Source organism: uncultured Porphyromonas sp. (assembly GCF_902489635.1).
Taxonomy (GTDB): domain Bacteria; phylum Bacteroidota; class Bacteroidia; order Bacteroidales; family Porphyromonadaceae; genus Porphyromonas.
On the sequence record NZ_CABUAN010000038.1, the window covers coordinates 1 to 20664 of the forward strand.

At 53.9% G+C, this 20664-nt stretch carries 16 protein-coding genes; 3 read left to right on the forward strand and 13 right to left on the reverse strand.

Features of this window, described 5'->3' with window-relative positions:
- A partial coding sequence (locus RDM37_RS07165) for a T9SS type A sorting domain-containing protein (RefSeq protein ID WP_308556269.1) occupies positions 1-2246 on the forward strand: 2246 nt, incomplete at its 5' end.
- Positions 2247-2702: 456 nt separating this feature from the next.
- Here RDM37_RS07165 and RDM37_RS07170 read toward each other — a convergent pair.
- The 5 genes from RDM37_RS07170 to RDM37_RS07190 all read right to left on the reverse strand — a co-directional run bounded on the left by RDM37_RS07170 (position 2703) and on the right by RDM37_RS07190 (position 8310).
- Positions 2703-3659: an NAD-dependent epimerase/dehydratase family protein gene (locus RDM37_RS07170; protein ID WP_308556271.1), complete on the reverse strand. Its 957-nt coding sequence runs from the start codon at positions 3657-3659 to the stop codon at positions 2703-2705.
- 64 nt (positions 3660-3723) lie between these two features.
- Positions 3724-4383: a DedA family protein gene (locus tag RDM37_RS07175; protein WP_308556273.1), complete on the reverse strand. Its 660-nt coding sequence runs from the start codon at positions 4381-4383 to the stop codon at positions 3724-3726.
- A 22-nt stretch (positions 4384-4405) separates the two neighbouring features.
- Positions 4406-6103, reverse strand: coding sequence for a glutamine--tRNA ligase/YqeY domain fusion protein (locus RDM37_RS07180; RefSeq protein ID WP_308556275.1), 1698 nt, complete (start codon positions 6101-6103; stop codon positions 4406-4408).
- Positions 6104-6192: 89 nt separating this feature from the next.
- Complete coding sequence (locus RDM37_RS07185; RefSeq protein WP_308556277.1) at positions 6193-6828, reverse strand: hypothetical protein; 636 nt, start codon at positions 6826-6828, stop codon at positions 6193-6195.
- A gap of 15 nt (positions 6829-6843) precedes the next feature.
- Positions 6844-8310, reverse strand: coding sequence for an HD domain-containing protein (locus RDM37_RS07190; RefSeq protein WP_308556279.1), 1467 nt, complete (start codon positions 8308-8310; stop codon positions 6844-6846).
- 367 nt (positions 8311-8677) lie between these two features.
- On the opposite strand from RDM37_RS07190, the gene RDM37_RS07195 reads away from it, so the two are divergent.
- Entirely contained in the window at positions 8678-8938 is a 261-nt protein-coding gene (locus tag RDM37_RS07195; protein WP_297113416.1) for an RNA-binding protein, read from the forward strand.
- A gap of 178 nt (positions 8939-9116) precedes the next feature.
- Here the strand turns inward: RDM37_RS07195 and RDM37_RS07200 are convergent, their stop codons facing one another.
- The 8 genes from RDM37_RS07200 to ybeY all read right to left on the reverse strand — a co-directional run bounded on the left by RDM37_RS07200 (position 9117) and on the right by ybeY (position 18457).
- Positions 9117-9998, reverse strand: a complete 882-nt coding sequence (locus RDM37_RS07200) for a fructose bisphosphate aldolase (protein ID WP_308556281.1) — start codon at positions 9996-9998, stop codon at positions 9117-9119.
- A 460-nt stretch (positions 9999-10458) separates the two neighbouring features.
- Positions 10459-12384, reverse strand: a complete 1926-nt coding sequence (locus RDM37_RS07205) for a hypothetical protein (protein ID WP_308556283.1) — start codon at positions 12382-12384, stop codon at positions 10459-10461.
- 326 nt (positions 12385-12710) lie between these two features.
- Positions 12711-13571 (reverse strand): pantoate--beta-alanine ligase, encoded by an 861-nt coding sequence (panC, locus tag RDM37_RS07210; RefSeq protein WP_308556285.1) that lies wholly within the window; start codon positions 13569-13571, stop codon positions 12711-12713.
- A gap of 44 nt (positions 13572-13615) precedes the next feature.
- Complete coding sequence (locus tag RDM37_RS07215) at positions 13616-14893, reverse strand: S-adenosylmethionine:tRNA ribosyltransferase-isomerase (RefSeq protein ID WP_308556287.1); 1278 nt, start codon at positions 14891-14893, stop codon at positions 13616-13618.
- Between the two features lie 31 nt (positions 14894-14924).
- Positions 14925-16346 (reverse strand): PDZ domain-containing protein, encoded by a 1422-nt coding sequence (locus RDM37_RS07220; protein WP_308556289.1) that lies wholly within the window; start codon positions 16344-16346, stop codon positions 14925-14927.
- A gap of 35 nt (positions 16347-16381) precedes the next feature.
- Positions 16382-16873 carry a CinA family protein gene (locus RDM37_RS07225; RefSeq protein ID WP_308556291.1) on the reverse strand — a complete coding sequence of 164 codons (492 nt, stop codon included), beginning with the start codon at positions 16871-16873 and terminating at the stop codon, positions 16382-16384.
- 10 nt (positions 16874-16883) lie between these two features.
- Entirely contained in the window at positions 16884-17912 is a 1029-nt protein-coding gene (tsaD, locus tag RDM37_RS07230; RefSeq protein WP_308556293.1) for a tRNA (adenosine(37)-N6)-threonylcarbamoyltransferase complex transferase subunit TsaD, read from the reverse strand.
- Between the two features lie 17 nt (positions 17913-17929).
- Positions 17930-18457 (reverse strand): rRNA maturation RNase YbeY, encoded by a 528-nt coding sequence (ybeY, locus tag RDM37_RS07235; protein ID WP_308556295.1) that lies wholly within the window; start codon positions 18455-18457, stop codon positions 17930-17932.
- Positions 18458-18771: 314 nt separating this feature from the next.
- Here ybeY and RDM37_RS07240 point away from each other — a divergent pair, with 314 nt between their 5' ends.
- Positions 18772-20367 carry a leucine-rich repeat domain-containing protein gene (locus RDM37_RS07240; protein ID WP_308556297.1) on the forward strand — a complete coding sequence of 532 codons (1596 nt, stop codon included), beginning with the start codon at positions 18772-18774 and terminating at the stop codon, positions 20365-20367.
- Positions 20368-20664 lie beyond the last annotated feature (297 nt).

A 20664-nucleotide genomic window follows, 5' to 3' on the forward strand; every position in this document is an offset into this window, starting at 1 on the left:
GAAACCAGTTCGTTCTGTGCAGAGAGGTTACTGGTGATACCCTGACCATAAGCGAACTTGCGGCAGGCACTTATTATGTACATATAACAAGGTACAACAATCAAGGCAGTTACAACCTAAAATATACTTTTGCCCCCAACTCCACCCCCAATGACAGCGAACCAAATAACACTTATGAACAAGGTGAGTTACTGACTGACGGACAGACCGTGACAGGAAATTTGGGCTATATATATTATGGTGAAGACACTCGCGATAAAGAAGACTGGTATAAGATAGAAGTCAGTAAGAAGGGGCTTGTATTACTATCCGTGAAGCCCGAATCGCTCTCCACACTTGATATTAATAGCCTTGCTCTCTACCAAAAGAATGGTGATGACCTGAAGAAGATCGCTGGAACAGGTGTTGGCAAGGCAGAACGCCAACTTACGGTAAATGATGCGGAGCCGGGAACATATTACGTAATGGTTTCATATTGGTCCGGCACGGGAGGCTATTCCCTGACCTACGGCAATCCTGTACCCGCGATGGGCTCCCATATAAGCATCAGCGTCACTGGACGCAACAAGGTGAGGCTGGGTGTACCATGCCGCTACACTATGACCATCAGGAACCACTCCTGCAACAACACGGGCAGTTTCATAGTCTCCGTCTGCGGGACTGACGACATCAAAATGCTCCGCGCTGAACTCCCCACGAACAGGGGCATCCAGAAACTCTCTATGAACGACATCGGCAACGAGGGAGACCCAGTCATGTGGTTCGTTATACCCGACCTCAGCCCATATGAGAAATACTCGTTCGACTTCTTCGTTGAGGGACAGGACGTGACAGAGCCCCACTTCACCACGGCGCTGGTCGTCGGTGCTATCGGCTCCGTCGTGGGGGGAGTTGTCTCCGACTACGCCTCCGACTACATCAGCGAATATGCAAGCGAGAAAATCGAGCTGAACGAGACGGAGCGCCAGCAATACGTGCAGGCCTTAGGCAAGGCCGTAGAGCAGTCCTTGGAGCAAAAGGCTAAGGACGGCGCAGTAGTGTTCACCGCCAAGAGCGTGCTAAGCACCGCTGCCGAGAAGGCGATGGAACTGTTCCCAGGTGGCTCCATCGTCACCAAAGCGGGAAAGACAATGGACATAATCAGCGCAGTAAGCACAGCACTGCGCCACAGGCTGTACTACTGGCTATACAAGGAAGTCGGCCTGATCAATGACGGCTCAAGCGTCCTTGACGGCAAGGTACCCGCCGATGGCGTAGTGGCATCGTGGGACCCGAACGAGAAGACGGGCCCGAAAGGCTACGGGGAGGACAACTTCCTCGCCAAGCCACAGCGTATGACCTACACCATCTTCTTTGAGAACAAAAAAGAAGCTACCGCACCTGCCCACCGCATCAGAATCGAGGATACGCTCGCCGATGCGTTCGATCCCGAGACGGTTCAGTTTGGACCGACCAGCCATTCGGGCAACGGGTACTACTGGCAGATGAGCCGCGAGGGTAATAAACTAACGTGGGACATCGAGGGCATCGAGCTCCCGCCGAACGTGAACGCACCCGAGGGCGAGGGCTACGTGAGCTTCTCCGTGTACCTGAAGGACGGCGTAAAGAATGGCGACGCCATCGAAAACAGGGCAACGGTGACCTTCGACAATAACAAGCCCATCGAAACGAACGTGTGGAGGAACGTCATCGACACCGAGGCACCCGCCACCAAGATGCTACCCGTGAGTTATGTTGCGGGCACGGACCACGTGACGGTAACATGCCAGTCGGACGACAACAAGAATGGTTCGGGCGTCAACCGCTACCTGTTCTACGTCTCGAAGAATGGCGAGCCCTTCGCATACTTTGCGGAGACCAACGAGCCGAAGCTGGAATATCCCGTGGATAAGAGCAGGACGGACACCTACGGATTCTACGCACTGGCGGTGGACAACGTTGGCAACACGGAGCAGACGGCTCCAGATGCGGTAATCGTCAACACCCAGACGAGCATCAGCGACATCGTGGCGGAGTGCATTTCCGTCAGCCCCAACCCGTCTGAGGGCATCTTCCGCGCCACGCTGCCTCCGAGCGTCAGTGAACTGACAGTTTACACCGCTACGGGACAGATGATTTGGAAGGCCAGTACCTCGTCCCTCACGGGTACGGTTGAAATCAACCTTACGGACCATCCCGCAGGAGTCTATCTGCTGAGGGCTGTGGTGGATGGCAAGATTAGTACGATGAAGCTGATAAAGAAATAGGCGGCAGATGACGCAGTGCGGTGCCGACAGGCATTTGCTGCATCGAGTAGGTCGGGAAACGAAAGTTTTCTGACCTACTTTCGTTTCCTCCCCCCTCACACCACCGCTCCTCACGTGCCGTTCGGCATACGGTGGTTTAATTCGTTTTCAAAGAGTCTCTAATCACATTTGATTTCACCTTCCGTCTTTCTTAATTTCCGCTTCCGATGGATACGTCTTTAGCTCTATGTGGACGATTGCATTGACGTTTTGACCGTTGCCACTTGTCAGCAAAACGGACCTATAGGTCAAACTTGCAAGTCGCTATAGGGTTCGTCGGCAACTACGCCCCAGATGGACTTTCACCACAGATGTATGACATGCTCGTCATACCCAAAAAGCGCCACCCCTGAGCAAACTCAAGAGTGACGCATGTGGAGGAGACTGTGTCAGTCTCTAGGGATCTGTTCGGATGGCTTACTTGCCGTAGCGAGCGCGTAGCACCTGGATCATATCCTGACTCATGGTGTCGAGGTCGTAGTGTGGCTGCCAGTCCCACTCACGGCGAGCGCAGCTGTCGTCGAGCGAGTTAGGCCACGACTCAGCGATAGCCTGGCGCAGGGGATCGACGTCGTAGCTCATCTCAAAGTCGGGGATGATGCGCTTGACAGCGGCTGCGATCTGGCTAGGCTCGAAGCTCATCGAGGCAATGTTGAAGGAGTTGCGATGTACCAGTCTCGTAGGATCGGCCTCCATGAGCTGCACCATAGCGTGCAGTGCGTCTGGCATATACATCATATCCATATAGGTACCCTCCTTGATGGGGCAGACGAACTTGCCCTCCTTGACGGCTGCGTAGTAGATCTCTACGGCATAGTCCGTGGTGCCACCGCCGGGTAGCGTCACATTGGAGATAAGCCCAGGGAAGCGCACCGAGCGGGTGTCTACGCCAAAGCGCTTGTGATAGTAGTCGCTGAGTAGCTCACCAGCCACCTTGGTCACGCCGTACATAGTCTTAGGGCGCTGGATCGTGTCCTGAGGAGTCTTGTCCTTGGGCGTATTATCGCCAAAGGCTCCGATAGAGCTGGGGGTAAAGACGGCACAACCCTTCTCACGAGCTATCTCTAGGACGTTAAAGAGTCCACCTAGTCCGATGTGCCATGCGAGCTGAGGCTTGGCCTCTGCCGTAGCACTTAGGAGAGCTGCTAGGTTATAGATGGTATCGATCTTGTACTTGTCGACGATGGCTGCTATCTGAGCTGAGTCGGTGATGTCGGCAAGCTCTGCGGGACCGCTCTCGAGGAGCTCGCCCTTAGGAGGCATTGCAGCGATGTAACCGGCTACGACTGAACCATTCTGGTACTCACGACGTAGTTTCATTGTCAGCTCGGAACCTATCTGACCGGTCGAGCCAATGATCAATATATTCTTCATGTCTTTATATAGTTGAGCTTGTTTTGCTGTGCAAAGGTACCTAAAATGAGATGATTAAGAGCTTTTAGTCTGTGATCAAATTACGGCGACGCTTGCGCCGAACATGCTTGACGATGTAGATCGTCAGCAACAGTAGCACGATCGCCAGTATGGAGTAGCCGATGATGTGGCTGTACTCGCTCGCCTTAGCGACCACCTGCTCCTTCGTCTCGATGCCTGGAACGCGCGAGAGGAGCACGCCGATGAGCGCGAGGATCGCATTCCAAGCACCAGCTCCCAGAGCCGTGTAGCCCACAAAGGTGCCTAGTGGCATGCGGGCTAAACCAGCGGGAATGGAGATGAGCTGACGAATGGCTGGCACCAGACGGCCTACAAAAGTGGAGATAGCTCCCTTGCGAACGAAGTATTCGTTGGCGCGGTCAAGCTTCTCGGGACTCAGCAGGAGCATACGCCCCACTCTACTGCCAGCAAAGCGGTAGACGATAGGACGCCCCAGCCACATGGCTAAGTAATAGTTGATGAGCGCCCCCACGATCGCTCCACAAGTAGCAAAGAAGAGCACACCGACGACACTCATCTGCCCATCTGCGGCGGCTAGAAAGGCTGCGGGTGGCACGATCACCTCACTAGGAAAGGGGATAAACGAACTCTCGATGGTCATCAAGAGGAAGACCGTCCAGTAGTTTAGGTGTTCGAAGAACCAGAGTGTCAGCTGTTCCAGCATACTTTTCTAAGGGGAAAGCTCTCTAGCGACGCTCTTTGAGTGATACGGTGCGGTTGAAGACCAGCGCATCGGGACGGCTGTCGGGATCGACCGTAAAGTAGCCGACTCTCTGGAACTGCAAGTGGTCTCCCACCTGAGCGTCTCGTAGGCACTCCTCGACAAAGGCGTGCTGCACGATGAGCGAGTCGGGGTTGAGGTGATCCTTGAGCTCCTCAGCAGGTACCCCCGAGGGGTCTTCCTCTAGGAAGAGTCGGTCGTAGAGACGTACCTCAGCATCTAGCGCGTATGCTGTAGAGACCCAGTGTATGGTAGCCTTGACCTTGCGGTTGCTGCCCTCCATGCCTGTCTTGCTGTCTAGGTAAACTTCGGCAAGGACGGCCGTCACATTGCCCTCAGCATCTTTTTCGCAGCCAGTACACTTGATGATGTAGCCACCACGTAGGCGCACGTCCAAGCCTCCAGGAGTCAGGCGGTAATACTTCTTCGAAGCCTCCTCCATAAAGTCGCTCCGATCGATCCAGAGCTCACGCGTAAGGTGCTGGATATGCGTACCCTCCGATAGATCTTCCGGGTTATTGACCATCTCTAGCGCTTCGTCGTGACCTTCTGGTAGATTGGTCAGAATGAGCTTGACAGGGTCTAGGACTGCGGAGACACGTGCAGCGTGCTTGTTGAGATCGTTGCGCACGGCATGCTCTAGGAGCGAGAGATCAATCGTACCCTCATAGCGGGTGTAGCCAATCATGCTGACGAAGTCACGGATCGACTGTGGCGTGTAGCCCCTACGACGCAAACCGCAGAGGGTCGGCATGCGGGGGTCGTCCCAGCCAGTGACTAGTCCCTGCTGCACGAGGCTGAGGAGCTTGCGCTTGCTCATCATCGTGTAGGTGAGGTTGAGGCGGTTGAACTCAAACTGATAGGGTCTGTAAGTAGTGCCCTCGGGCATCAGGAGCTCCACAAGATAGTTGTACAGCGGACGATGCGGTACGAACTCCAAGGTACAGATCGAATGGGTCACACCCTCGAAGTAATCGCTCTGTCCATGCGCGAAGTCGTACATAGGATAGACCTGCCACTCTGTACCAGTGCGGTGATGCGGACGCTTGATGATGCGGTAGATGATCGGGTCGCGGAAGTGCATATCGTCCGAAGCCATGTCGATCTTAGCACGGAGCGTCATAGCACCCTCGGGGAATTCACCCGCATTCATACGGTGGAAGAGGTCCAAGCTCTCCTCAGCAGGACGATCACGGTAAGGGCTATTGATACCAGGGGTCGTGGGCGTACCCTTCTGCTGAGCAATCTCCTCAGCACTCTGCTCATCGACGTAAGCATGCCCCGTCATGATAAGACGCTCGGCAAAGGCATAAAGCTGTGGGAAGTAGTCCGAAGCGTAGCACTCCTTACCCCACTCGAAGCCAAGCCAGTGGATGTCCTCACGGATAGCGTCTACGTACTCCACATCCTCTTTGATCGGATTGGTATCGTCGAAGCGTAGATTGCACACGCCCCCATACTTCTGCGCGATGCCAAAGTCGATGCAGATAGCCTTAGCGTGACCTATATGTAGGTAGCCATTTGGCTCTGGTGGGAAGCGTGTCTGCACACGTCCATCGTACTTACCGCTCTGGATGTCCGCTACGACAACCTGCTCTATAAAGTTTAGTCCCGTGCTCTCTGCGCCATTGCTTGCAGCATCCTCTAGTGGAGTCTTATTCATTGCGTCTATATCTTATCGGAGGTCCTTGTGCCGTGAGGCAGCCTCCCTCGGTTATCTATTTGGATACAAAGGTAGATAAAAAAAGCACGCTACTCGACGTTGCTGGGGATGCGACCGGCTAAGGTGAGGCTAAAGCCATAGCGATAGCGGTGAGCACCATCGCTCTTGCGGATCATCTCTTGCGTCTGCTCCCACTGCTTGACCCAGAGAGGACGTACCTCTTCGCACTCCTCCTCGCTACCCTCGTGGGGCATCTCGACTAGGGCAACCTCTACCTGCTCTTCGGGAGCTATCTCCGTCTGTAGGATGTAATGTATCAAGCTCATAGCGAGCATGTCGAGCCACAGTTCGCGTGGCACCTCCACGGGCAAGCCCTCGAGCCTTTGATCCAAGCTGGGGTCTGTCACAATGAGTGTCAGGTAGCCCTCACGCACCTCCTCTACGGGTATACCCATAGGGTACTGCAGCGACACCTCCATGTGAAAGTTTTCGTCTGCCACCAGCTCGGCAAGGCGTAGCGAGAGAGCGTCAAAGAGTGCGTCAGCCTGACTATTTGTATAGAGGAGCTGTGGGTAAGCCCCCTCGAAGGGCAGCTGCTCGTAGAGCGTGCGCCACGGGTAATAAGGGAGGAAGTGCCCCACGGGAGCCGTGGGCATATAGATATTGTGTGAACCAAAGTGATGTGGCTCCGCTAGCTCTTCGACTATCTTCGTCTGATCTGTCATAGTTCTGTCTTTCTTTCAGTCATTAGTCGGTTGTGCGGCCTCACCCTCTTGTGGCTTGAGTCCACGCTCGGCAGCCTCTTTGAGCAGTAGCTCACGAGCTGGCTCATATTCGTTGGGTATCTCACCATCGAGGATCGCGTTCTTGATCCGCTCCTTGAGTGTCCCCACGATCTGCGAGGGCGGGAGCCCAAAGAGACGCATGATCTCGTCACCATCGATCGGAGGCGCGAAGTTGCGAATGCGATCCTTCTCCTCCACCTCTTGGAGCTTGCGTCGTATCAGCTGATAGTTGTCTAGGACCTGCTGTACACGCTTGGGGTTCTTGCTCGTCACGTCGCTCTCCACCAGCGTCATCAAGTCCTCTATATCATCGCCCGCGTCAAAGAGCAGACGACGTATCGCCGAGTCGGTCACACCCTCATCGACGAGCGACGAGGGGCGCATGTGCAGGTCAACCAACTTGGCAACATACTGCATGTGACTGTCCAGCGGGAGCTTGAGGCGGCGAAACATGCGTGGCACCATCTTAGCTCCTATATAGTTATGGTTGTGAAAGGTCCATCCCAGCTGCGCATCCCAGCGCTTGGTCTTAGGCTTCGCAATGTCGTGTAGCAGAGCTGCCCAGCGAAGGTAGAGGTTGTCACTCTTTGCGGCCAACTGGTCGACCACTTGATAGGTATGCGCTAGATTGTCCTTGTGCCCTACCCCAACGACCGTCTCGGTGCCTCGCAGTAGCTGCACCTCTGGGAGGATGAGCTCCAGTAGGCCCGTCTGCTCCATCAGGGATAGCCCCACACTAGGACGCGGCGAGAGCATAATCTTGTTTAGCTCCACGATGATACGCTCCGCTGAAACAATCTTAATGCGCTCTCGAAGCTTCACAATAGCGTCAAAGACCGCTTCATCGATGAAGAAGCCCAGCTGCGAGGCAAAGCGCACGGCACGCATCATACGCAGCGGATCATCATCGAAGGTGACCTGCGGATCGACCGGCGTGCGGATCATATAGTCCTGCAGATCCTCCAGTCCGTAGAAGGGGTCTACCAGCTCGCCATAGGTGCGTTCGTTGAGCGAGATAGCCATCGCATTGATCGTAAAGTCTCGTCGCTCCTGATCATCTTCGAGCGTGCCATCCTCGACGATCGGCTTGCGACTATCCCGCTGGTAGCTCTCACGACGCGCTCCGACGAACTCCACCTCCACGCCCTTGTAGCGTAACTGCGCCGTACCAAAGTTCGCAAAGACATGCACCTGGCACTTCGGCCCTATCTCCTGCGCTACCGCTTTAGCTAAGGCTATCCCACTACCGACGCAGACGATGTCTACATCGTCGCTAGGACGCTGTAAGAAAAGGTCACGAACCCATCCACCGACCACATAGGTCTCCAGATCGAGCGTATCAGCCACACGCCCCACCAGCGCAAAAATCGGATGGCGCAGGTATGGGCTGTAGTCAGCGTAAGGGTCAAAGGGTATCGACATATCTATCTCCTCTATATGGTAAACGAAGGCTGTAGCACAAGTGCCATAGCCTCTGATGAAGCATTACAAAGGTAATACAAATTAGAGAGTGTAGCTGGGGAATAATCTCAAAAATGTTGTCACGTCAATAATTATACTTACATTTGCACTCAGCAAACGGAAGAAAGCATCGACGGCTATGGCACACATTAAGAATTTAGATAGTCGCCCTCTCTCGCCAGCTATATAGTGACGACCTAGTATCGCCATGACAATAGATGACAGTATGGTAGCCAATCAGACAGTTTGAGATCTGTATCACACTCGTGTGGTGTCTCTCTCCCCCAATGCTTCACTAATTATTTTCCCTTTTTCCCTTTTCCCTTTTATGACCCTATATTTAGGCAACTTGAGCTACCGAGTTCGTGAGAACGACTTGGAGCAACTACTCGGCGAGTTTGGAGAGGTCTCCAACGCTCGCGTCGTCATGGATCGCGCCACTGGGCGTTCACGCGGGTTCGGCTTTGCCGACATGGCAGACGAGGATGCTCGTCGTGCTATCGAGGCTCTTAGCGAGCAGGAGTTTGAGGGGCGTCGTCTCCTCATTCGTGAGGCTGAGGATCGTCCTCGTCGCGAAAGACACGCTTAAAAAAGCGTTCTGAGCAAAGTCGAGCCGTTGTGAAGCGAGACTAGACGTCTCCATCTCACGATACGGTATGGAGCGTGTTGCTAGGCAACACGCTCGGTATGGTCTAAACCAATCCCATCAAAAGAGGAGCTACCACCCATCGGGCGATAGCTCCTCTTTTTACGTATCTATAGTAGGTTTACTTGATAGAAGCCTGATAGACATCATCAACCGACTTCTCGATCGTAGCGTTGAACTCCTCATCGCTCTGCTGTGCCGTCAGGCCCTCAGCGAGTGCACGAGAGAAGGATGCGATCACGCCCTTATTGCGAGCGAGTAGCTCATTAGCGTGCTCACGGCTATAACCACCCGATAGAGCCACTACACGAAGCATATTAGGATGCTCGATGACCTCCTTGTAGAGATTGTCCTCCGTGGGGAGCGTGATCTTGAGCATGACAGGGCGATCCAGCTTGTCTAGGTGTGCGAGCAGCTCACGCTTGAGGATCTGCTCTGCCTCAGCCTTGTCGGGGCAGTGGATGTCCACCTCAGGCTCTAGAATAGGCACGAGATCGTGAGCTAGGATCTGCTTACCCCACTCAAACTGCTGATCGACGATAGCCTTGATACCCTTCTCATTAGCCTCCTTGATGACACTACGCATCTTGGTGCCGAAGATATGATACTTGGTCGCATCCTTGAGCAGATCATCGAGTCCGGGGAATGGCTTCATCAGCTGTACGCCATCCTGCAGCTCCTGTAGTCCCTTATCGACCTTGAGGAAGGGGACGATGTGCAGCTTCTCCCAGAGATAGTCTGCCGTATTCATACCGTCGATCTGAGCACGCATCGTGCGCTCGAAGAGGATCACACCCACGAGCTTACCCGTAGCAAAGGCGGGGCTCTTGATCATACGTGTACGCATCTGGTGGATCAGGTCAAACATCTCATCCTCATTCTTCCAGGCATCCTCAGTTAGGCCGTAAGCCTTCAGAGCCTTGGGCGTTGAGCCACCACTCTGGTCGAGCGCTCCGACGAAGCCACGACCGCTTTTCATCTGTTCTAATTGCTTCTGATTCATATTGTGTAAAAAGTAAGTTAGACGCTTATCAATCGCTTGGCTCTTCAGTAAAGAAGTTTGAGACGCACTTCATCTGCCACACGTCTCTGCCGTAAGCTCTTCAAAGGTAATAAAAATAAGTCACATAACCCAATCGCGCGCCCCTGCTCGCAACTCAAGTGATCCGATGAAACGCGTAACAATTTGACGGGCGAAGCGGGGACGACTCCTGTAGGGACGCTCGGCTCGAGCATCCGTTGTGTCAAAGGTTACAGCGTCAAGGTTTTAACGGGGACGGACGCACGAGCCGTGCGTCCCTACAGGCGACGTGTCGCTTTGACACAAACTTATGAAGGTTGTGAAAGTGAAGACGCTATACGATAAAAGACAAAGTCTGGACTTGACGCATGGTCAAGCCCAGACTTTGTTTTGCTACCACACTACCATCTAGTAGGTGGCTATCATAGCATCTGACGAAGCTTTAGCGGACGATCACCTTGGAGGTGTAGACGCGTAGATCGCTGAAGATGCGGATGATGTAAGTGCCTGGTAGGAGGCGTGTACCTACATTCGTTGTGACGAGTGCACCAGACATGTCGTATAGCTCGAAGGCATCGACACGACCTAGGATGCTTAGGTAGCCATTCTCAGCCGTTACGATAGGAGCTTGTGCAGGAGCTACAGGCTCGTTAGCGAGACCAAAGCCTAGTGGAGCTGTCTCGGCAGTGTGTACTGCACGGTTGGCCCTGTTAGGCTGTGTGATGCTTGGGTGAACGATAGCAACTACATGGCACTGGCTACCTACCCAAGTAGGTCTGAGGGTACCACGTAGCGTGACCTTGAACTTGCCGTCAGCCTCGACCTTGAGCTTGTTACCCGTAGGAGCGGTGAGGAAGAGACGAGGTACAGCCTGGTGCTTGTAGCCTTTACCTGCTCCAGATTGACTTCTAGCGGGGATGTTATCCTCCGTTACGATGACCGTCAGGTAGAGATCCTCTGGGTCAAAGCAGTTCTTGAGTGCTACACCACTGACAACTGCCTCCAGTGTACCATCAGAGATGGTCTGATCGATACGCTCGATCTTGACACCCTGCTTATCGTTCTTCATCTTGGTAGTCCACTCATTGGGATTATATCCAGCGGCGTGCTGTACGAGTGCTCCCTCCTTGGGGAGGTAGGTACGATTGATAGACATAGCAGGAGCGTAGGAACCCTTATCAGGGTAGAAGTAGCGGTAGAGCTTCTCGCTCTCAGGCATCGTCAGGAAGTCAGAGAAGTAGCCTGAGTGATACATAATGTAGCTGACACGTAGTCCAGCAGCTTTCATCTTGTCGATGTCAGCCTTGACATAGCGGTCTGCACCTGGGCAGTTACCACACTTCTCAGAGGTAAAGCGCTCTAGGATGACCGTCTCACGATCGATCATTGCAGAGAAGTCACCGACCTTATAGGGGAGGTCTACACGATTATCTGCATAAGCATTCTTCTGCCCATTGACCTTAGCGATGGCAAAGTGTACTGTACCCATACCCTCTGCCTCTGCAGGGATCTCAAAGGTGTACTCGCCCATCTGACCAACAGCCAGTGCAGGGGTTACGGTCTGTGCGATAGTCTTGACCTCGCCTGCGCCAAACTGATAAGTAAGATCGAAAGAGGTGATCTCGTTCATACCGATGTTGCGGAGAGAGAGCTTGGTAGGACGCTTTTCGTCCTTTGTGGCCATCATAAAGTTGCCATCAGCACTGACTAGATAGCCTCGGTTCTGTAGCTTGCTGTTGTCTTGCAGTGTGACGAAGACAAGTACAGAACCGAGTTTAGCACCCTTAGCACTACCTAGGTTAAAGGTCTCCGGCGTACTCTTGTCTGTGGGGAAAGGATCTTTACCATATGCGACAGTTAGCGCATCATCCATCTCGATTTTGCCATCGAAGGGGAGAACAAATTTATCTCCCTCATTACTACCTACAGCCTTTGTGGCGAAGCCTACAAGGTAGCGCTTGCCCGCCTCAGTAGCAAAGGGGGTCGTGAGGGTCATCTCATTAACACCAGCAGCGATCTCGCACTTCTGGTTGTAGAGGGTCTTCTTACCATCTGCTGAGAGCACGAGCAGGTAGGCGACCTTGTCAGCCTTAACTGCGGGGAAGGAGATCTTCTCAATCTTATTAGCACCTACATCGGGTAGCAGGATGTAAGCAGAGAGGTAGATGTTCGTTGCGCCGACGCCGACGTAGTCAGGCTCTGCAGAGCGATCAGCATAGCCAAAGCCAGTCAGGGTACCACCAGCTCGTAGGGATGTGCCGGCAGGTGCAGCCTGCAGACGTGGCGTTACGGTCTCCTGCGCCGTACCCATCGTGACGGCCATGAGGAGCGTGAGGAGTAAACTCCAGAGGGTAGTTGTTTGTTTCATAGATTGTGTAATCTGTTTGTTGTTGTGTTGTTAGAAAATATCTGGCACTCATGCGAAGCTAAGGGAAAAAAACAGCCCTGATATCACCACGAATGATTCTCTTCCCCGGCAGCTTACAGCACAAGAGCACTATTGTGCCAGCAAATATAGTGTTTTTTACCGAAACGACCGACAATTCAGTAACCGCGCGTTCACAAATCTCACGAGCGATGGTCTCTCCGAGCAGTTTCACCCTAGTGGCACTGATCGTTAGCTTCAGAAAGAGCAGAAAAAGGGGCGAACCTCGTGAGGTCCGCCCCTAACTATACGTTTATGGATCAGTCAGCTTATTTGGCTGAGGTCTCGTAGTGGATGTTGTCGATGAGACGAACCTCACCGCAGTAGCAGACGATGCAGCCGACGGGGTCGCTGCTATCGCTCCACTTATCGAGAGGACGAAGGGTCTTGCCGTCGACAATCTGGTAGTACTCGGGACGCAGGAGCGGATGCTCTGCGAGGCGTGAGACAACGAAGTCGACGACCTCACGTGGTGTATGCGCCGGGACGAGCTCGAGGCTCGCTACAAGTGTGTCGTGGATGCGGGGCGCTACGTCACGCTGCTCACTGGTCAGCAGGAGGTTACGGCTGCTCAGGGCTAGTCCGTCAGCCTCGCGGATGATGGGACAGCTGTGTATCTCTACGGGCAGAGCGAGTTGGCGAACCATCTCCCGCACGATAGCTATCTGCTGGAAGTCTTTCTCGCCAAAGAAGGCGCCATCGGGCTGTACGAGCATAAAGAGCTTGCTCACGATCTGCGCTACTCCATTGAAGTGCCCTGGGCGATGCGCTCCCTCCATCGTCTCTCCGAGGAAGCCGAAGTCAAACTGACGTGTGTCCGCCTCGGGATACATCTCCTCGACGGTGGGCAGGAAGGCGATATCTACCTGAGCGTCACGCAGACGCGCTAGGTCTTCCTCAGGCTTGCGTGGATAGGTGCGCAGATCTTCGGGATTGTTGAACTGCGTGGGGTTGACAAATACGGATACGACGACGATGTCGTACTGCTTTCTAGCAGCTGCCACTAGGCTCAGGTGTCCCGCATGCAGGGCACCCATAGTCGGCACTAGCCCGACATGGGCTGAGGGGTTCTCCTGGCGTAGCTTAGAGAGTTCTTGCTGTAGCGCAGCAACCGTTGTAATGACTTTCATGTGAGTGTGATATGCTGAAAGGGTGTGTATGATTTGATTTCTATTTATAGGTCTTGTCGATAGAGCAAGCAGGCGTCGCCATAGCTGAGGAAGCGGTAGTGCGCATCAGCGAGGGCGTGCTCATAGAGCGTGCGCCAGTGGGGACCGATGAGTGCCGATACGAGCAGCAGGAGCGTGCTCTTCGGCTGGTGAAAGTTGGTCACCAGGATGTCTACCATCTGATACTGATAGCCTGGGGCAATGAGTAGTGCTGTGGAGAAGGTGAGCCGATCAAGCCCCCTATGGCGAGCATAGCGGAGCAACAGTTCCAGCGCCTCACGACGTGACGGCAAGGCTGCGCCACAGCTCTGACGCATACGATAACTATACCACTGATCTAGGTGAAAGGGCTCTGCCACATCCCCACCCTCCTGCTCTGCTTGCTGCAGCGCAACGGCAAACCAGTAGAGGCTCTCCAAGGTGCGCACAGAGGTGGTGCCAATGGATACAAAGGGGCTGTCGATATGCTCTAGGAGCGTCTCCAGCGTTGCTGTCGGCACACTGCAATACTCGCTGTGCATCTGATGGTCAGCGACCTGACGGCCCTTGACTGGTAGGAAGGTGCCGGCACCGACATGGAGCGTTAGCTCGGTGATGCGGTGCCCCTCCGCGAGGAGTCTGTCATCAAGCTCTGGTGTGAAGTGTAGTCCCGCTGTTGGTGCCGCCACGGAGCCCTCAATGCGCGCATAGACAGTCTGATAGTCGGTGAGGTCGCTACGCTCGGTATCTCGATTGAGGTAAGGGGGGATGGGAAGCTGACCGCACAACTCTAGTATCTCGCCAAAGGTCTTGCTCTCGTCACTCCAGCTGAAGGTGACTACGTCTGGAGTCTCCGCCTCCCTACTCGCTTGTAGCGTGATCGTTTGTCCGTCAGCTAATGGGAGTGTACAGGAAATAGTTTGCTCGGGGCGCCACTTCTTCGAGTTGCCCACGAGGCAGTGCCACGAGCATGAGCCGAGCGAGGCTAGGCTCTCCTCGTAGCTGACAGGTTTGTAGGGGTCCAAGCAAAGTATCTCGATGCGGGCACCCGTCGCTTTGACAAAGAAGATGCGCGCCTTGATGACCCTCGTATTGTTGCGAATGAGGAGCGCATGAGGCGGGAGCAGGTGTGGCAGCTCGGCAAAGGTGTGATCCTCCAGCCTCCCCGTGGCATCGCTCAGGAGGAGGCGGCACTGGTCACGCTCCGCCAGCGGATGCGCTGCGATACGCTCGTCAGGGAGCGGGTAGTCGTAGTCGTTGATGTCTATATCGACCCAGTGCTGCGTATGAGGCTTGTCACACATACTCTCGACCTTCTGATTAGCTTTTGCGGTACTACTCCAGCGTCACGTAGCAAGACTCCTGGAGCTTAGGCTCTACGACGACACGCTGCATCACGCCGTCACGCAGGTAGTCGATGGTAACACCCGTGCGGGGTGCTGTCGTGATCCAAGGATTGAAGGCAAAGAGGTAGCTAAAGCCTCCGAAGTACTTATCCTTGTCCAGGAGCTTAGCGACTCGAGCGTAGTCTTCCGAGTCCCAATAGCGGCAATTGGTTGGTCCATCTTTGATCGCAAAGGGATGCTCATGTGTACGGCAGGCCATGCTCTTCTTGACAAAGGCCAGATAGCCTTTGGAGAGTTCGTCGGCCGTGCCTAGAGGGCGGCCGTTGATAGCTACGATCTCATCGCCAGCGCGTAGCCCCGCCTCGGCAGCAGGTGAGTGCAGCGATAGCGAGTGGATGGTCGAGATGTTGTTTGCCCGATAGTTGATCCCCAGCGACAGGTGCCTATGGGTGGCAAAGCGCACAACGAGCGAATTGAAGTAGCGCGTGAAGGGAAACTGCAATAGCATCACCGGCACCGTCAGAGCGGTGTAGTCGGTCAGCGTATAGTCGTCAGCGAGCAGCTCCTCGGCTTCGCTCGTCCATAGCATCTTGCGCTCGTTGACACCACTATATATGGTGACGCCAAACTTCAGATAGAAGCGCGCCAGCGTCTTGTCGCTTCCCATCGGTAGGATCGGCAGCTCGACGAGCTTATGCGCCTTGGGGTCGATGCGTAGCGACGTTTGCACGGCAGAGCGACGAGCGGCAGCAGCGTCGTAAGCACTGTTTTCGGTGATACTATAATAGGTATCGACGAGTAGGTCAGGATTCTTCTGATCGTAGGTCAGCCCCAGAGCTTGCAGTGCCTCAGCGAGTTGCTGCTCGATGAGCGCGTCCCGATTGGTGTGCTGCTTGTTGGTGCGCACGAAGCCAAAGGTCTCATAGTTGATCAAGTCGGTCTTACCCTCGGTGCCTGTGCTGATGGGGTACGAGATCAATATATCGGACTCGTCCTCCAGGCTGTACATGCCAAAGGCGCGAGCTATGTCCCGCTCCGTGAGCGCATCGGCAGGCTGAGCGATCGGATTGAGATGGCGTACCACACGATGATAGGCAAAGTTGGAGACAACTAGGAGTAAGTCGTCAGAGACTTCTCCCTCGCCTTGCAACTCGCGGATCATCTCCTCCTCAGACATCTTAATGGTCTCGTGTCCATTGATCGCCTCGATGATGTCGCCCACTCGTAGTCCAGCCTGTGCTGCAGGACTATTGGGATAAACGGTCAGGATAACAGGGCGGTTGGCTCCCCAGTTGTCGTTGTAGCTCATCTGGTACTCTAGACCGACGTAAGCCTTCTGAGCTTGCATGGTCAGGGCAAAGGAGCAGAGTGCTAGGATGAGTAGCAATGTGGTGTGGTATAGTCGCTTCATGGTAGTCTGTTATTTGAGTGTGTTGGTGAAAAGGTTTACTCCAGCTCCCAGTGGTAGAGCTGGTTGATAACCTCGCAATAGGTCTGCCGTACGATCTCTTGTCGCGAGCCGGCGAGCTGCAAGCGTGCCGAATGGATGCCCCGATGTGTGGCTATCGCGATGCAGACAGTCCCGACGGGTGTCGCAGCCGTACCACCAGCTGGTCCTGCCACGCCTGTGGTCGCTATGCCGATGGAGCTATGACAAGCTTGACGCGCGCCGCTAGCCATCGCCTCAGCGACCTCTCGGCTCACGACGCCATACTGCTCGATGGTGGCGGCTGGTACGTAGGCTAGTCGCTCCTTGAGCTCTATCTGATAAGTCACGAGGGCGCCCTGGAACCATTGCGAACTGCCCGCATGTGACGTCAGCTGGCTCGCTATATAGCCACCCGTACAGCTCTCGCAGGTCGAGACGCTCTCGTGCTGCTCTAGCCAGTGTGCTATGAGACGCTGTAGCTGCTCTTCTGTCGTCTGAGGGGTGGGCATAAGACGTGGGTTAGATCGTTGTCTTGGCAAAGGGGACGGCCTCTATCGATCCGTAGGCTCCTCGCTCATAGGCAAAGGTGCCCGCCATGGCAACCATAGCGGCATTGTCTGTCGTAAAGGCAAAGGGCGGTATGTAGACCTGCCAGCCGTACCGCTCGGCATAAGCGTGGTAAGCGTCACGCAGACCCGTATTGGCCGAGACACCACCAGCCACAGCGATGTGCTTGATGCCGGTCTCCTTGCTGGCGCGCAGTAGCTTGCTCATGAGGATGTCGATGACCGTCTTTTGGAGTGAGGCGCAGAGATCCGCTTTGTTTTTCGCAACAAAGTCCGCATCCTTGGCCAGCTCATCCCGTAGCGTATAGAGGAAAGAGGTCTTCAGCCCGCTAAAGCTGTAGTCCAGCCCCGGCACCTGTGGCTTGCTAAAGTGAAAGCGCTCAGCGTCGCCCTCATTGGCGAGCTTATTGACGATCGGGCCCCCCGGGTAACCGAGCCCCATCACCTTGGCGCACTTGTCAAAGGCTTCGCCAGCCGCATCATCGATCGTCTGACCCAGTATGCGCATATCATCAGGCGCATTGACCTGTACGATCTGTGAGTTACCGCCCGAGACGAGTAGGCAGAGGTAAGGAAATGGCGGGGGTGTGTGTGGCTCCTCAGGCTTGGAGATAAAGTGTGCGAGGACGTGTGCCTGCAGGTGATTGACCTCGACGAGAGGGATCTGGAGTGCTAAGCTCAGCCCCTTGGCAAAGTTGGTCCCGACGATGAGCGACCCGAGAAGCCCCGGACCACGTGTATAGGCGATCGCATCAAGATCGGCCAGCGTGACACCAGCCCGTGCTACCGCTTGCTGTACGACGGGGACGATGTTTTGCAGATGAGCTCGTGAAGCCAGCTCAGGCACCACGCCTCCATACTTGCTGTGTACCTCTTGACTTGCGATCACATTGCTACAGAGTAGTCCACCCCGTAGCACAGCTGCCGAGGTATCGTCGCACGAACTCTCGATACCTAAGATGAGAGAAGATGAAGATGTCATGATGCTGTGGGGTGAGATTAGTTGGCAGCCTGGTAGTCAGCGCACACCTTGTCGACATACTTGAAGAACTTCGACCCGCCCTGATCCAGGAAGTAGTTGCGTCCCTCCAGCATCTCGACCAGCTGCATGAGTGCTCTATCCTCGGCCATACGCATCAGCTCCCGCTCGGAGTCGGTCTGATCATCGATGCCCAGGAGATGCAGGATGCCATGTATCATCACACGGTATAGCTCCTGCTCGAACTGCACGCCCAGCTCCTGCGCATTGGTCGCAACCGTGTCGATGCTGATGAGTATGTCGCCATAGATTGCATCGTCGCCCTCCCGCTCACTCTCTCTGGGGAAGGTGATGACATCCGTGTAGTAGTCATGCTGGAGAAATGCTTTGTTTGCTCTCAGGATACCCTCATCGTCAGTATACTGAAAGTTGATCTCCCCGACCGTACGATTCATCTCGTCACATACGCGGCGCATCCAACGGTTGGCGATCTGCCGCCGAATGGGAGGCATCAGCACATCGTTGTCCGAATAGTAGTTAAATTGCATATCTCGTCTCTTAAGTCTATCTGCATGCAGGCATCGCTTGCAATCTTGTGAGGCTGTTGACATAGACAGCCTCGTATGGTATTGCAAAGGTAATGTTTTCTTTAGACTTACACAGCGTAACGCAGCACTCTCCTACTCAGCGCCTCTCACGAGTAACGATTTGCGGGATCAAGATTGACTACGTGATAAACTTTCGGCTAAAAAATGTAACTTCGCCCTATGGAAGGTACAACTGTACAACGGCATCGTTGAGCTAGTCTGCTTACCGCTTTGCCTTTCCATTTTTGCCTCTATAACCTCAACCATATTCTCTTATGAAAGCAAAACTACCTTTACTGCTTGGTCTCATGACCTTGCTCGGCCTAATGAGCAACCCTCTAAAGGCTCAAAGCGATGAGCTACCCGTAGTCACAATCCACACCAACTGGGCGAGTGACCAAGAGGGAGCTATCCACCTATCTCTCTCTGGCTCTGAAAAAGACTTTGAGACGACTTACATTGATGCCGGATATGGCAAGAAGAAGCCTACGGATGTAGATCAAGATGGTGCCATACCTGCAAAGGGCAACGTCATCAAGATCTATGGACACTTTGAGGGTATCGGCACCCCTATGGACATTACCAAAAAGATCGAAGTCGCTCCAAACGACTTTATCAAAGAGGTCAACATCTCTCTGACGCCCCTCGAGGAGCAGCCCGACCTGAGTAAGTGCCAGGCTCTCACACGACTCACGATGATGGCGTGTGAACTCAAGAGCATCGACTTTGACAAAATACCTAGCTCTATCACGACCCTCCAAGTCCTCGTCAACGACCTCTCCGAGATAGTCCTACCTAGTATGCCTAACCTCGATGAGCTTAGCGCTGGATCTTGTCCTAACATGAGCAAAGTCGACGTCTCTGGAGCACCTAATCTGACTAGACTAGACATAGGCGGCCTGCCCATGCTCACAACCTTGGATCTATCTAAGAATCCTAACCTAATCTACCTCGCAGCATACGACTGCGCACTACCAAAGATCGACCTCTCTAACTGCAATAATCTAGAAAACATATCGCTCTCGGGCAATAAGCTTTCGCAGCTCAAACTGGGGAATACAGAAGACCTAGAGATCCTTGAATTGGCCAACAACAAGCTCACAGGGATAGACCTGACGAAGATGCCAAAGCTGAAGTCGCTCAGCCTACGTGCGAACACGCAAATCAGCTCTATCGATCTGTCAAACAACCCCAACCTAATGATCTTTACAGCAGATAGTACAGCGATCAAAGAGATCAAGGTCAACCACCTGAAAAGCCTTGAGACCCTCGACCTCGGTGCTACGCAGCTGACCAAACTCGATATATCAGGTATGTCTGCACTCCAAAACGTATCCGTAGAGTGCTGCTACTCAGTTAGCGAGATCAACTTTGCAAACGCGCCACAACTGATCAACATACTAATCGACGGAAACAAACTATCCTTCGATCAAACAGCACAGATGGCCAAAGACTTGCCAGAGGCTGACATGCAGATGGGGCCTTTCATTGGTGTCTATGCACAAGGAGACCCCAAGGAGGGCAACCTCATGCACGAAGAGGCTGTCGAGCTGTGCCGTAGTAAAAACTATGCGGTAATGCAGAGAGACAGTGATGGCGAGGTGTATGACTATAACGGTATCCCAGCCTCCATTGATCCGATCACAACACCCAAGCTGAGCTATCGTGATGCGGGAGCGCAGATCGTAATAGATCTAAGCACTATAAATAAGAGAGTCTCTGCCGCACACCTCTATAATATGAGTGGTGAACTCATCAGGAGCTACAAGCTCTCTGGCAGATCCCTCGAAATAGACAAGAAGGAGCTGCAACAAGGGGCTCACTACTTGATCCACATAGAGGGGATAGGGTCGCTCGTACTGCACCTCTAATCCGATCAGCTAGAGAAAGTTTCCCGTTGTAAAACGATGAGACGTCGCCCTGTAGGGACGCACGGCTCGTGCGTCCGTCCCCGTTAAAACCACGATGCTGTAACCTTTGATACAACGGACGCCCTCCGACTCAACACTATCCGTGCGTCCCTACAAATCGTTACTCGTATCGCTCTAACCTCTAACCTCCAATCTCTATTTACATATCTTTACGGGGAAAATCGTCCGATTCCCTCCTTTCTCGAATATCCACGTGGAAAATCTCAAATCTCCACGTGGATATTTTTTATTTTCCAC

Excerpts from the sequence above, each read along its gene's own strand:
- ybeY (WP_308556295.1), bottom strand. The coding sequence starts at position 18,457 with ATGCAATTTAACTACTATTCGGACAACGATGTGCTGATGCCTCCCATT.
- RDM37_RS07170 (WP_308556271.1), bottom strand. The coding sequence starts at position 3,659 with ATGAAGAATATATTGATCATTGGCTCGACCGGTCAGATAGGTTCCGAG.
- RDM37_RS07225 (WP_308556291.1), bottom strand. The coding sequence starts at position 16,873 with ATGCCCACCCCTCAGACGACAGAAGAGCAGCTACAGCGTCTCATAGCA.
- RDM37_RS07195 (WP_297113416.1), top strand. The coding sequence starts at position 8,678 with ATGACCCTATATTTAGGCAACTTGAGCTACCGAGTTCGTGAGAACGAC.
- tsaD (WP_308556293.1), bottom strand. The coding sequence starts at position 17,912 with ATGACATCTTCATCTTCTCTCATCTTAGGTATCGAGAGTTCGTGCGAC.
- RDM37_RS07180 (WP_308556275.1), bottom strand. The coding sequence starts at position 6,103 with ATGAATAAGACTCCACTAGAGGATGCTGCAAGCAATGGCGCAGAGAGC.
- RDM37_RS07240 (WP_308556297.1), top strand. The coding sequence starts at position 18,772 with ATGAAAGCAAAACTACCTTTACTGCTTGGTCTCATGACCTTGCTCGGC.
- RDM37_RS07175 (WP_308556273.1), bottom strand. The coding sequence starts at position 4,383 with ATGCTGGAACAGCTGACACTCTGGTTCTTCGAACACCTAAACTACTGG.
- RDM37_RS07220 (WP_308556289.1), bottom strand. The coding sequence starts at position 16,346 with ATGAAGCGACTATACCACACCACATTGCTACTCATCCTAGCACTCTGC.
- RDM37_RS07200 (WP_308556281.1), bottom strand. The coding sequence starts at position 9,998 with ATGAATCAGAAGCAATTAGAACAGATGAAAAGCGGTCGTGGCTTCGTC.
- RDM37_RS07190 (WP_308556279.1), bottom strand. The coding sequence starts at position 8,310 with ATGTCGATACCCTTTGACCCTTACGCTGACTACAGCCCATACCTGCGC.
- RDM37_RS07215 (WP_308556287.1), bottom strand. The coding sequence starts at position 14,893 with ATGTGTGACAAGCCTCATACGCAGCACTGGGTCGATATAGACATCAAC.
- RDM37_RS07185 (WP_308556277.1), bottom strand. The coding sequence starts at position 6,828 with ATGACAGATCAGACGAAGATAGTCGAAGAGCTAGCGGAGCCACATCAC.
- RDM37_RS07205 (WP_308556283.1), bottom strand. The coding sequence starts at position 12,384 with ATGAAACAAACAACTACCCTCTGGAGTTTACTCCTCACGCTCCTCATG.
- panC (WP_308556285.1), bottom strand. The coding sequence starts at position 13,571 with ATGAAAGTCATTACAACGGTTGCTGCGCTACAGCAAGAACTCTCTAAG.